The organism is Virgibacillus byunsanensis, from assembly GCF_042675965.1.
In the GTDB taxonomy this organism is placed as follows: domain Bacteria; phylum Bacillota; class Bacilli; order Bacillales; family Amphibacillaceae; genus Virgibacillus_R; species Virgibacillus_R byunsanensis.
In genome coordinates this window covers 1-12623 of record NZ_JBHTKJ010000019.1, presented here as the reverse complement: position 1 = coordinate 12623, position 12623 = coordinate 1, and the positions used below count along the sequence as shown (strand labels likewise).

Here is a 12623-nt window from a genome sequence, read left to right as displayed (position 1 = left end):
CATTGGTATTGAGGCTGCACCGCATACAACCCTTACCGAGAAACATCAGGATCATTCCATTGAATCAGTCATGGAACACTTTGAATATACGGTGAATTTAGTAGGTATTGACCACGTTGCTTTTGGTTTAGATACACTTTATGGCGACCATGTTGGATTACACCATGCTTTCGCGGAAGCACTATCTATAGGTTCTTCACATGCAGGTCCGAAGTTCGATGAAGTACCTTATGTAAAAGGTGTTGAGAACCCGACAGAAGCTTATCAAAATGTTGTGAGATGGCTTGTGAAACATGGATACTCTGATGGGGATATTAAAAAGGTGATGGGAGAAAACATCATGCGTGTCTTAAAAGATACATGGGTTAAATAAATTATAGGGGGAAGGTAAATGAAGAATTTTAAATGGAAGTTTTTATTGGTTTTTGTAGCGATATTACTGCTGCTTACGGCTTGTAAAGAGGAAAGTGTAGATAACGATCAGGAGGAAAAAGACGTTGTGACAGACGCTAGTCCTGATCGTTATCTGGACACTATTACTATTTTAACACGACCACAGGCAGCTGCACCAGATGAATATGAAACAGCTATGATGATTCATGATGGACTGCTGGAACTAGGACTTGACGTTGAAGTTAGTGCCATGCCTTGGGAACAGTTATCGGATATAGTCTGGTATGAGCGTGATGAATGGCAAATAACTGGATGGCAAATGGCTGCACGTCCAGAAAGATTAGATCCCGATGAGTTTACGTATAATTTATTTCACTCAGGTGGAATTGAAGATGGATATAACTTCTTAGGGTATAACAATCCAGAATATGATGCAATTGCAGAGGCACAAAGAAAAGAAGTAGATAAAGAAGCAAGGGCTGAACTTGTTAAAGAAGCACAACAAATAATTGCAGATGATGCTACCTACCATTTCACTGTTCATCCAAATATTAATATTGTTTACAACTCTGATGTGTTTGTTAAGGATTCCATTACAGATATGACAGGTATGGGTGCACATAATATTTGGACGTATACTGGTGCAGAACCTGCTGGAGAAGAAAAGGATATCATCTTGAACAGTGCTGATAACGTTCAAGCGATTAATCCATTTTATATCAGTGGTTCAACAGACTCATGGGTTACGGAGTTAGTTTGGGACCGTGTTATGCGCATGAATGAAGACGGCCTTCCTGAACCATGGGCTGCGGAATCAGTTGAATGGGAAGATGATTCAACAGTGCTTGTGACTTTACGTGATGGTATGGAATGGCATGATGGGAACCCTGTGACAGCAGAGGATGTTAAGTTTTCCTTTGATGCACCAAAAACAGGAGAAGTTCCAATGTATGAACCATTTGTAGCAAATATTGACAACATCGAAGTTTTAAATGATTTAGAGCTAAGATTCTCTTTAAAAGAACCATGGGCAGCGTTTGAAACTTCAAGTCTAGCGAAATTAAACATCGTACCTAAACATATTTGGGAACCTATTTTGGAAGATCTAGCAGATAAACCAGAAAATGCTGAGAGTTACCAGGAAGAAGTTCCAGTTGGTTCAGGGCCATACAAGTTTGGTTCTTGGAAATTCCAAGAAGAGGTTGTGTTGGATGCTAACAAAGATCATTTTAATGCACCAAAAATGGACCGTTGGATTGTTCGTATCATTTCTAATATGGAAGCTGCATTAGGAATGATTCAAAATGGTGAAATTAACTTCCTTGCCACTTATATGGGAGATGCTGATCTTCTAAGTCAAGAAGTTGAAGCAAATGATAATTTAGAAATGATCACGTCAATTGATCTTGGCTTTAATTTCTTTGCGGTGAATCATCGTTTAGAACCGTTCAATGACTTATCTTTCAGAAAAGCTTTACAGGCAATCGTTGATAAGGAAGCTATCACAGAAATCATTTGGAAAGGTTATGCAACACCTGCTGATAGTGTTGTAGCTCCTTCGTTAGAATATTGGAAAAATGATTCAATCAGCATACCAAGTGGAGGTATAGATCAAGCAATAGAAATCCTATCTGAAGCTGGATATCAGTGGGATGAAGAGGGTGCATTACTGAAACCAGAATAAATATAGACTAGGATAAGCGGGTCCTTAGCTGGACTCGTTTATTCAAAAAAAGGGTGAGATTATGAATTGGATGTACTTAATAAAAAGAATTGGACAGATGCTCCTGACGCTATGGGTGGTAGCGACGATCCTTTTTTTCATTTTTCGCTTAATGCCTGGTAATCCACTCGCTGCATATATAGACCCTACTTTTACAAAAGAGCAAGAAGAACAACTGATGAGGCAATTTGGTTTAGATAAATCACTAATGGAGCAGTATCTCATTTACATCGGGAATCTATTTAAGGGAGAATTAGGTCAGTCCTTTTTTTATAAAGATTCCGTTTCTTCCATCATGATGAATGTACTTCCAAATACCATTTATCTCATGTTGTTTTCATTTGTTATTGCTTATGTAGTGGGTATTTTATTTGGTGTATTATTTGCTTGGTATAGAGGTACTAAATTTGAAGCTATCGGTCTAGTAGCAACCCTGATTACTAGATCTGCTCCACAATTTTGGGTGGGGATGGTTTTACTTGCTATTTTTTCATTTAACTTCAATTGGTTTCCTTCTGGTGGAGTTTCAGGAGCAGGGTCAGAGTTTGCCACTGAGTGGGAAAAACTAACTTCTTTAGATTTTTATAAACACATGGCCCTTCCTTCCATTACGTTAATTATTTATTTACTTGGTCTTCCACTTTTACTTATGCGTTCAAATATGCTTGATGTATTAGGAGATACCTTTGTTGAAATGGCCAAGATGAGAGGTCTTGGAAAATATCGCATTATGTTTAAATACGGTGCTAGAAATGCAGCATTACCTGTATTGACTGCGATGGCCGTTGGAATTGGTTATACAATCGGAGGTAACGTTATCATCGAATCGGTCTTCTCTTGGCCAGGAATTGGTAGATTGCTAGTTAATGCGGTTACCGCAAGTGACTATCCATTAGCCCAAGGTGCATTCTTGGTTATTGCAGGGTTCATGATATTTATGAATTTTATTGCCGATTTATTATATGGATTACTTGATCCGAAAGTCTCGGTGGGAGGGGGTAAATAATGGGAAGCTCATTGATGGATGAACCAAATGTTGTTAAAGAACAAAGTAATTTCTCTGTAACTTTTAAGAGATCTCTCAGAGGAGTTGTGGATTTCTTTAGAGAAGATAGGTTTGCTATGACTGGATTGATTATTTACTCCGTCTTTATCCTTGTTGCAATCCTTGCGCCTGTAATTGCACCATATGATCCACATGAGATGGTGCGTATAAATGGGCAATTACAAGTTAACGTAGGGCCAAACAGTAATACTTATTTAGGAACTACAAATATGGGGCGTGATGTATTTTCTCAGTTAGTATATGGTGCTAGGCCAGCCGTTCTAGTGGGAGTAAGCGCAGCATTTATGGTTGTTGCAATTGGTACTATTATTGGTCTGATTTCTGGATATTTCAAAGGTAAGATAGATACATTTTTAATGCGTACAACTGATGTTGCGTTTGGTATTCCTTTTGAACCTTTTGTCATTGTCTTAGTAGCCTTTTTAGGGCCTAGTATTTGGAATATAGTTTTAGCAATGGGTCTATTACTATGGCGCGATACAGCACGCGTTATTCGATCTCAAGTACTTGTTGTAAGAGAAAGGGGGTTTGTTGAATCTGCAAGGGTTGCAGGGGCTTCGCACTTTAGGATTTTGTTTCAACATATTGCTCCCAATATTCTTCCGCTTGCACTATTATATGGGTCGCTTGCAATGGGGTGGGCGATCCTAACGGAAGCTGCTATTAGCTTCTTAGGATTTGGAGATCCGTCAGTTGTAAGTTGGGGTTATATGCTTCACGATGCATTCGTTTCACAAGCTCTATCCCGTGAGTCCTATTCATGGTTTGTTCCTCCTGGAATCTGCATTATGTTGGTCGTTATGGCAGGGTTCTATATTGGTAGAGGCTCAGAAAAAATTCTCTATCCAAGATTAAATCAATATTAAGGAGGGGTGACATGGACTTGTTAACGATCAAAAACTTAAAGATTCATTACCAGTTAAAAAATGGTGTGTTTAAAGCTGTAGATGGTGTCGATCTTGAAGTTAAAAAGGGTCAGACCATTGGTTTAGTTGGGGAAAGTGGATGTGGAAAAAGCACATTAGTGAAAGGTATCATGCAAGTGATGTCTAAAAACGCATTTTTCGCAGATGGAGACATTGAATATAATGGTGAATCAATGTTGGCCATGTCTGAATCCAAACGAAGGGGCATTCTATGGAAAGAAATTTCGATGATTCCTCAAGCATCAATGGATTCAATGAATCCCGTATATCCTGTTGTTGATGCTTTCGTTGAAATCATGACACTTAAAGGAGGGAAAAGTAAAAAAGAAGCTATTCTTCGGGCAGAGGAGCTCTTTGAATTAGTTGGCATTGATAAAAGTAGAATTAAGGATTATCCTCACCAATTTTCAGGTGGGATGAAACAAAGGGTTGCGATTGCTTTAGCATTATGTTTAGACCCAAAAATAATCATTGCAGATGAACCAGTGACTGCACTGGATGTCATTGTTCAACATCAGGTTTTGACGATGTTAAACCGTTTAAAAAATGAGTTAGATTTAACCATCATTTTAATTACGCATGATATTTCAGTTGTAGCCCAAACGTGTGATGATTTGGCGGTCATGTATGCAGGTAAAATTGCTGAAAAAGGTAGTGTACTAGAGGTGTTAAGAGACCCTAAACATCCTTATTCAATGGGGTTAAGCAACGCTTTTCCGGATTTGTTGAAAAATGAAAAGCTGATTTCAATTGAAGGAAGCGTACCTGATTTAGCCCATAATATTGAAGGTTGCCGATTTGTATCACGATGCCCTTTTGCAATTGACCAATGTCACACATTGGAACCAGTAGTAACAGAATATGAAAATAACCGTAGTGCCGCATGCCATCGAGCTCCAGAATATAGAGATTTACAACAATTAGCAGAGGAGGCGTCTGTATGGAACAAGGTAACAACGACTTAATTGAAGTTAGTGATTTGAAAAAGTGGTTTTATCCAAAGCAATCTCTAATTGCTAGAAAAAAGAATCCACTTCGTGCTGTTGATGGCGTTTCCTTTTCTATAAAAAAGGGGTCCTCTATTGGGATTGCAGGCGAAAGCGGTTGTGGGAAAACAACAACAGGGAAATTACTATTAAAATTGCATGAAGCAACAGATGGAAGTTTTAAATTTAATGGGGTTGAACTTAACGAGCATTTAACTCGTGAACAAATGCGTGACTTCAGAAGGAAAGCTCAACTGATGTTTCAGAACCCATTTGAAGCTTTAAATCCTAGGTATACTATCTATAAATCTTTAGAAGAACCGTTGATTATTCATGATCTTGGAACTAAAGAAGATCGAAAATCACGAATTATTGAAATGCTTGAACAGGTTCATCTTAAGCCAGTTGATAGTTATTTGTATAAGTTTCCCCACCAATTAAGTGGGGGGCAGCTCCAAAGAGTAGTGTTAGCTCGTTCATTAATTGTAAACCCGCTTTTCTTAGTTGCTGATGAGCCTGTTTCCATGTTGGATGTCTCTGTACGTGCCGGGGTTTTAAACCTTATGCGGGAAATCACAGAAAAAATGCAGTTAACAACTATTTATATTTCTCATGACTTGTCGTTAATTAAATATTTGTGTGATGAAACAGTCATTATGTACTTAGGTTCTATAGTTGAGAAAGGCCCAACAGATGAAATTCTAATGAGACCAAAACACCCATATACGATGGCACTGATCTCAGCTGTTCCGTCTACAGACCCAACCATTGAATTAAAGGAATTAAACCTTAAAGATTCAATTACTTCAGCAGATAACATTCCAAGAGGGTGTAAATTCCAGGATCGTTGTCCTTATGCACAGGAAATATGCTTAAATTTAGAACCAAAATTAGAGTATGCAGGTACTAATCACACGGTGGCCTGTCACTTTGCAGAAGAAATTGGAGGAATGAAGGAATGAAAATTGTTTATGTTGTACCGGGACCTATGGATGATCAGGAGGCAAAGAGAAGAGAAGGATTGCTTAAAGAGTGGGCTTTTCCATCAACCCATGTTGAAGTGAGGACAGTAAATCAAGGGCCTGCTTCTATTGAGTCTGCATATGAAGAATATTTGAGTATACCTGAAACGGCAAAATTGATGGTAGAAGCAGAAAAAGAAGGATTTAATGGAGCGGTTTTGGGTTGTGCAGGTGATCCAGGGCTTGATGCCTATAGAGAATTAACAAAGGAAATGGTTGTTATGGGCCCTGGAGTTTCTAGTCTTCATGCTGCTGCATTAAGAGGACATCGATTTTCGGTACTAACTGTTACGGATAGTACTGTGCCAGGTGTTTATGACCTAGTTGATAAAGCAGGATTACAGAGTAAATTTGTATCAGTTAGAGCAGTAAATATTCCTGTATTGGATCTTGCAAAAGATCGAAAAGGTACACTTGAAAAACTACTGGAACATGGAAGAGAAGTCCTAAAAGATGGTGCTGATTCCATCGTGTTAGGTTGTATGTCAATGGGCTTTCTTGAAGTTGCAGAAGATATGGAAAAAGAATTAGGAGTACCTGTCATTAACCCTGCAAAAGCAGCTCTTAAATTAACGGAATCGTTTGCACACATTGGCTATGCCCATTCTAAAAAGGCTTTTCATACACCTCCTAAATTAGAAAGTGGAAAAGTTAACTCTTTAGATGAATTATTATTTGTAAAATAATTAGAAAGGGATGATTAAATGACTCAATCAACAACTACTTTTGAACAAGAATTACTTAAACAAGTTAATTTGGATTTGCCACGGAAGGTATTAAGTAAATTTCAAACTCTAGTACGCGAATCAAGTAGTGAAGATGAAAAAGAAGCTTTTGATTATTTAGGTGAACTGTTAGAGGAAGTAAAAGTACCGTATAAAATGCATAACCCTAACCTTTACCTTAGTGTTCCTGTATCAGCAGAGGTTGAAGTTCATGGTGGAGAGCCACTTAGCATTCGTGCTAAAACACCAGCCTTTTCAAATGCAACAGAAGGATTAAAAGGTGAACTTGTTTATATTGCTGCAGGTTCTGAATCAAATGAAATGGATATATTTAGTCTGGATGTATTGGATAGCCAAGAATCCTTTGAAGGAAAAATTGTACTTTCTGAAGGGTTTGCTATGCCAGCACGTATTAAATATTTTGAAGAACGGGGGGCAGTGGCATCCGTATTTATTAACCCCGGTCACAATATTCATGACGGAATTTGTACGCCAATTTGGGGGAGTCCAGATCTTGATAATTACCAGACAGAACCTGATTCGGTGGCAACAGCAATTAATTATGAAGATGGCCAAAAGCTTATAGAATTGTGTAAGGAAGGAAAAGTTGAAGTCACAGTTAAAACCGAGTTGAAGCAAGGGTGGTTTGATTGTCCATTACTAGATATTCATATCGAAGGTACAGAAGAACCCGAAAAGTTTTTATTACTTCATGGACATTTGGACTCCTGGGGCTATGGATTAGGTGATAATGCTACAGGTGATGCGTCTCTAGTAGAAATGGCACGTGTGTTATATCATAACCGCCACAAATTAAAACGTTCCGTTCGTATTGCCATATGGCCGGGTCACTCGACAGGCCGTTATGCTGGTTCAACGTGGTTTGCGGATTATTTTGGATTAGACCTAGATGAAAATTGTGTGGCACAAGTTAACTGTGACTCACCTGGTTGTCGCTGGGCTACTTCCTATGAATATTTGGACATGATGGATGAGGTTCTGGATCATTGTCAAACAGCGATTAAAGATGCTCTTGATAAACCATCAAGGGGAGTGAGGCCAAATCGTGCAGGAGATTATTCGTTCAATAATATTGGAATAACTTCCTATTATATGCTTTCATCGACAATTCCGCCTGAAGTAGCAGAAGAAAAAGGTTATTATCCTGTAGGTGGATGTGGTGGTAATATTGAATGGCATACAGAAGATGACTTAATTCACATTGTAGATGAAGATATTCTATTAAATGATCTACACATGTATTTACTAAGTGTTATTCGAAATGTGAATGCTACTGTCCTGCCTTACAATTTTACAAAGACGGTAGAAAGTCAGCTTGAAACAATTCAAAGTTATCAGGAAGCAGTGAAAGGTTCCTTTTCATTTGAAAGTGTTAGAAAGGATGCAAATCTATTAAAAGAACAACTTGTTAAATTTAATGCATTTGTTGAAAATATAGGTAGTCAAGGTAACCTTAATGATCCAATAATAAAAGAAGCTAACGAATTATTGCTTGAATTGGGTCGGGAATTGGTTCGTATTAACTTTGCGAAAAATGGTAAATTTAAACATGATCCAGCATTAAATGTACCTGAGCTACCAGATATCGCACCTGCATTAGAACTTCACGATCATGATCCGGATAGCCATTTGTTTAAAGTTACCTTAAATCACTTGTTAAGAGGTAGTAATAGAGTTTCTTCAACCTATAGAAAACTGTCTAAAAGCTTAGCAAACTTTCAATAATCTATTAGATTCAAATAAATAATAATTAAAAATGACCGAATTATAGACCATAAAAATTCAGTAATTCGGTCATTTTTTAAACAAATTAATAAATGAGGTGATCAGTTTGAAAACATTAATCAAGTCAAATGCTTTAATTGATGGAGCGAATCGAGAACCAATAGTGAATGGATGTATGCTTATTGAAGATGGTGTGATTAAAGCAGTAGGAAAGGAAGAAGATTTTGGCTCACTGGATGAAGTGAAGGTAGAAGATTTAACAGATTACTATCTAATGCCAGGTCTAATTAATAGTCATACGCATCTATCAGTTGTTCCAGGTCTAGGTGATCAACTTGGGCAATTGAGATTACCAGGGGAGAGGAACATCTTAAGAAGTATGCCAAATATAAAGAAAGATCTGGCCTCTGGTGTAACTACCATGCGTATCATGGGAGAAGAACACTTCATTGATGTGGAAATAAAGAAAGCAATTCAAGAAGGACTTATTGAAGGTCCTCGATTACTTGTAAGCGGACGTGGAATTGTTGCATCGAACGGCCATGGTGCGGCTCTAACTTTATCTGATGGTGAGGAAGAGGTTCGTAAGCACGTAAGAGAGAATTTGGCAAAAGGTGCCGATCAAATTAAATTGTTTGTAACAGGTGGCGTCAGTAGTTCTGGTAAAGGACTTGATTTTTGTGGATATACAGCAAAAGAAGTCGCTGCTGCAGTGGAAGAAGCTGATCGAATGGGAACCTATTGTGCTGCGCACGCCCACGGTGGTAAAGGAGTAGATTTATGTATTCAGGAAGGTGTTAGAACCATTGAGCATGGTGCACTTGTGACGGAGAAGCAAGTGGAAAAGATGATCAGAAGGAATATGTGGATTATCGGAACATTTTCCATATTGTTTCACCCAGAGGGAATTGAGAAGTCTGATTTTAGCGATCCGAGTATTAAGGAGAAAGTTTTACGTGCCCGAGAAACAGAAGCCGAAGTTTTTGATATGGTTTTGAAATCAGGGGTGAATTTAGCACTAGGAACAGATAGTATGCACGGGCAAATGAGTTATGAAGCAAAATGTTTAACTCGCTTTGGTGCTAATAATTGGAAAACGATACAAGCTATAACAAAACACGCAGCTGAAGCGTGTCAGGTTGAGGACCTAGTAGGAACACTTGAAGTAGGTAAACTCGGTGACTTTATTGCTTTAGAGGAGAATCCTCTGGAAAATATAGAGGCGCTCGAGAAAGTAAAGGAAGTTTATAAGGAAGGTCGGAGGATATTGAAGTAGGTACTTATAGTAGGGAATACGTTGCCTTTTAGTAACTATAATCGTGCTTTTTTTCTGAACTTATGCTGGATTGTTTTTTCATTATAACGGTGCTATTCTAGCTCCCAAAATAAATGTGTTAAATTTATCTTGGGAGTTAGATTCACATCTTCATTTTCATTCCACGCTTAAACTACCCGTACAATAACTTTTTCAGGAGCGAAATGCCAGGTAACTCGTCAACACTTGGAATAATCAACCGTTCATTAGGAAAATACATACCAATGCCTTTTTTGCGTTACTCTAAAACAGCAACGTTTATAATACTGTTCTGGGCTTTCACCATCTAAAATCTTGTTTATTTCTCTTTGAATAAAAGCTAAATGATAATGGTTCCATATAAAAGGAACTATTATAAGGAAGATTTCTTGAATAAATTTCGGTTGATCGCTATACTTTACGTTATCATTTTATATTTTCACACAAATCATCAATGAATTTTAAAAATTAAAGATATTTTATAATTTATTTTAAAAATTTCATTGATTTATTATAAAAAACGTATATAATTAAAAACAATACAGAATTGGGGGAAGGAAAATGATTGATTTATCTGATCTAGACATCAAACTATTAAAAGAGTTACAAAAAGATGGAAAAAAATCGTACACACATTTAGCTGAGCAATTTGATACTACTGTAGCAACAGTTAGTAATCGTGTTCAACGGTTAATGGATCAAGATGTCCTGAAAATTGTAGGTGTTGTTAACCCGATTAAAACAGGTAATCCCTTTGTATGTATCTTTGGTATGAAAGTACCTATGAATAAACAACAATCGGTTATAGATGAACTCCATAAAATAAAGGATGTTCGTTATATTTCTTCTGCAGTGGGAACATTCGACATATTTGTTGAAGTGGTTACTTCTTCTAATATTGAATTGTATCGGATTATGAGAGAAGAGTTTAGCCAAATTGAAGGGATTGAAAAATACGAATCATCTATCCTACTAGAAGTACATAAGCAATCATATGAATTCGGGGCTAATAAGCCATAATTTTTTTACCGTAAAAATTCAGAATATTAGTAAAGACTGAATAAATAATATAATAATCTGGTTTATGGAGGTGGAGTATGAGTAGTTTAGATAGTAAGCGTGAAACATACATTGATTTGTTAAATGAGATGAAACAAGTTATAAATGTAAGAAACTTTTCTGATCAAAAAATAGAGACCTATAAATTAAATATACTGTTTGAGGCATTTAGTTACGGTCCATCTTTAGCAAATCAACAACCTTGGGAAGTATTGGAATTATCGACTGAGCAAATTAGTAAAGTGGTGCAAGCAACAGTCGATCCATTCTTTACTGATGGAACTGAAAATGGACAGGCTTGGTTGAAGGATGCGCCCTATGTCTGTGTTGTTCTAAATGATATTAGAAGGTCCGAAGCACGCTTAGGTGAGATAGGTACTAAGATTGCATCCCAGGACTCATTTTCTGCCCTTCAAAATTTACGTGTCTTTGCTCAATTAGAAGGTCTTGGTACTTCGGTTGTTCGAGAATTTGATTCAAAGCGACTGAAAAAGGTACTTCGATTACCGAAAGCGTTTTCACCTGTTGCTATCGTGGCCATAGGTTATCCGATCGATAGACCGGAACTTCCCCCTCGGTTAACTTATACAGATTTTGTTCATGAAGGGGGTGTTGATGATTGATGACGAAAGAAAAAGTTTGGTCTATTTTTGATAGTCGTGTCAGCGTTCGATCATATTCAGATCGACCTGTTGATGAAGAGACGGTTGATTTGTTACTGAAATGTGCAACAACAGCACCTTCAAATGGGAATATGCAACCTTGGGAATTCATTGTTGTGAGAAGTGAGGAAATGAAAGAAAAGCTTGTTCGTTGTACATTTCTAGGTTATCACTCAAAAGGGGGGAACCATCAGAATTGGATTAAGGATGCTTCGGTAGTCATTGTTTGTTGTGCCAATCATAAGCGTACTAAAGCAAGGTATGGTGAAATGGGATACTTAGGTTCGATTATTGATGTTGCAGCAGCTACTCAAAATTTGCTACTTGCCATATCAAACATTGGACTCGCTAGTTGTTGGGTGGGAGGATTTGATGAAGAAAAACTTAAGAATTATCTAAATATACCAATTGGGGTTAAACCGGTGGGTGTTATTCCAATAGGTTATCCGGCAAATACTGATGAGAGGAAAAACCGTTTGCCAGTTGATGTTGTAAAGCATTTAGAAACGTACCATAGTGAAGATAATGAAGGGAGAATTGAAAATGCCAATTAAGCCGAAGAAATATGATGGCTATCGTTCCTTTTCTTATTTAGAAGAGGGTAAGGATTATAAGCCATACAAACTATCTAGGGAATATGACCGTGTTGAGCCATTTATGTATCCTGTATCTAAAGACGAGGAAGAAAAAGTAGAAAAGTTTATGGATGAAAATTTAGTTATTTCTCTTCATGAACATACTTTTGTTACACCTGATGATCTCAGTCAGATTTTTGAGTTCAGAAGGCAAGGAAGGGATTGGACCGGGTATGAGGGTCTAAGTAAATCAGGCTTAGATGTTGTTTTTGAGAACTTTATGGATGGAACAGCCTTCATTACTTCTAATGCAGGTTGGAAATGGAATGATGTTCTCCATGATTTAGGAATCCGCTACAGTGATTTTGCTCATCAGGATTTAGTAATTCGAGCTGAGACAACTGAAGATATTTACCGAGCCAAAAAAGAAGGGAAAATTGCTTTTG

At 37.5% G+C, this 12623-nt stretch carries 12 protein-coding genes and 1 pseudogene; all 13 read left to right on the top strand.

What is annotated here, in order from left to right:
* Positions 1–373, top strand: a 373-nt coding sequence (locus ACFQ3N_RS08485) for a membrane dipeptidase (protein WP_390361408.1), incomplete at its 5' end; no start/stop codon positions are given.
* Positions 374–391: 18 nt separating this feature from the next.
* Positions 392–2077 carry an ABC transporter substrate-binding protein gene (locus ACFQ3N_RS08480; protein WP_390361406.1) on the top strand — a complete coding sequence of 562 codons (1686 nt, stop codon included), beginning with the start codon at positions 392–394 and terminating at the stop codon, positions 2075–2077.
* A 61-nt stretch (positions 2078–2138) separates the two neighbouring features.
* Positions 2139–3122 (top strand): ABC transporter permease, encoded by a 984-nt coding sequence (locus tag ACFQ3N_RS08475; protein WP_390361404.1) that lies wholly within the window; start codon positions 2139–2141, stop codon positions 3120–3122.
* Positions 3122–4048 carry an ABC transporter permease gene (locus ACFQ3N_RS08470; RefSeq protein ID WP_390361402.1) on the top strand — a complete coding sequence of 309 codons (927 nt, stop codon included), beginning with the start codon at positions 3122–3124 and terminating at the stop codon, positions 4046–4048. The genes ACFQ3N_RS08475 and ACFQ3N_RS08470 overlap by 1 nt, the downstream gene beginning before the upstream one ends.
* Before the next feature lie 11 nt (positions 4049–4059).
* Positions 4060–5073, top strand: coding sequence for an ABC transporter ATP-binding protein (locus tag ACFQ3N_RS08465; RefSeq protein ID WP_390361400.1), 1014 nt, complete (start codon positions 4060–4062; stop codon positions 5071–5073).
* Positions 5049–6056: an ABC transporter ATP-binding protein gene (locus tag ACFQ3N_RS08460; protein WP_390361398.1), complete on the top strand. Its 1008-nt coding sequence runs from the start codon at positions 5049–5051 to the stop codon at positions 6054–6056. The genes ACFQ3N_RS08465 and ACFQ3N_RS08460 overlap by 25 nt, the downstream gene beginning before the upstream one ends.
* On the top strand, positions 6053–6802 hold the full coding sequence (locus ACFQ3N_RS08455; RefSeq protein ID WP_390361397.1) for an aspartate/glutamate racemase family protein: 750 nt from the start codon (positions 6053–6055) through the stop codon (positions 6800–6802). Before ACFQ3N_RS08460 ends, ACFQ3N_RS08455 begins: the two co-directional genes overlap by 4 nt.
* Before the next feature lie 18 nt (positions 6803–6820).
* Positions 6821–8587, top strand: coding sequence for a M28 family peptidase (locus ACFQ3N_RS08450; protein ID WP_390361395.1), 1767 nt, complete (start codon positions 6821–6823; stop codon positions 8585–8587).
* A 106-nt stretch (positions 8588–8693) separates the two neighbouring features.
* The gene (locus ACFQ3N_RS08445) at positions 8694–9863 is read left to right on the top strand and encodes a metal-dependent hydrolase family protein (RefSeq protein WP_390361394.1); all 1170 of its coding nucleotides are present in this window, start codon (positions 8694–8696) and stop codon (positions 9861–9863) included.
* A 579-nt stretch (positions 9864–10442) separates the two neighbouring features.
* On the top strand, positions 10443–10901 hold the full coding sequence (locus ACFQ3N_RS08440; RefSeq protein ID WP_390361392.1) for an Lrp/AsnC family transcriptional regulator: 459 nt from the start codon (positions 10443–10445) through the stop codon (positions 10899–10901).
* 77 nt (positions 10902–10978) lie between these two features.
* Positions 10979–11563, top strand: a complete 585-nt coding sequence (locus ACFQ3N_RS08435; RefSeq protein ID WP_390361390.1) for a nitroreductase family protein — start codon at positions 10979–10981, stop codon at positions 11561–11563.
* On the top strand, positions 11563–12156 hold the full coding sequence (locus ACFQ3N_RS08430; protein WP_390361388.1) for a nitroreductase family protein: 594 nt from the start codon (positions 11563–11565) through the stop codon (positions 12154–12156). Before ACFQ3N_RS08435 ends, ACFQ3N_RS08430 begins: the two co-directional genes overlap by 1 nt.
* Positions 12146–12623: pseudogene (locus ACFQ3N_RS08425) on the top strand (dipeptidase); the annotation flags it as partial. The gene ACFQ3N_RS08430 and the pseudogene ACFQ3N_RS08425, both read left to right, overlap by 11 nt.

Coding starts and splice junctions, on each gene's coding strand:
- ACFQ3N_RS08430 (WP_390361388.1), top strand. CDS start 11,563: ATGACGAAAGAAAAAGTTTGGTCTATTTTTGATAGTCGTGTCAGCGTT.
- ACFQ3N_RS08440 (WP_390361392.1), top strand. CDS start 10,443: ATGATTGATTTATCTGATCTAGACATCAAACTATTAAAAGAGTTACAA.
- ACFQ3N_RS08450 (WP_390361395.1), top strand. CDS start 6,821: ATGACTCAATCAACAACTACTTTTGAACAAGAATTACTTAAACAAGTT.
- ACFQ3N_RS08465 (WP_390361400.1), top strand. CDS start 4,060: ATGGACTTGTTAACGATCAAAAACTTAAAGATTCATTACCAGTTAAAA.
- ACFQ3N_RS08470 (WP_390361402.1), top strand. CDS start 3,122: ATGGGAAGCTCATTGATGGATGAACCAAATGTTGTTAAAGAACAAAGT.
- ACFQ3N_RS08435 (WP_390361390.1), top strand. CDS start 10,979: ATGAGTAGTTTAGATAGTAAGCGTGAAACATACATTGATTTGTTAAAT.
- ACFQ3N_RS08475 (WP_390361404.1), top strand. CDS start 2,139: ATGAATTGGATGTACTTAATAAAAAGAATTGGACAGATGCTCCTGACG.
- ACFQ3N_RS08460 (WP_390361398.1), top strand. CDS start 5,049: ATGGAACAAGGTAACAACGACTTAATTGAAGTTAGTGATTTGAAAAAG.
- ACFQ3N_RS08455 (WP_390361397.1), top strand. CDS start 6,053: ATGAAAATTGTTTATGTTGTACCGGGACCTATGGATGATCAGGAGGCA.
- ACFQ3N_RS08480 (WP_390361406.1), top strand. CDS start 392: ATGAAGAATTTTAAATGGAAGTTTTTATTGGTTTTTGTAGCGATATTA.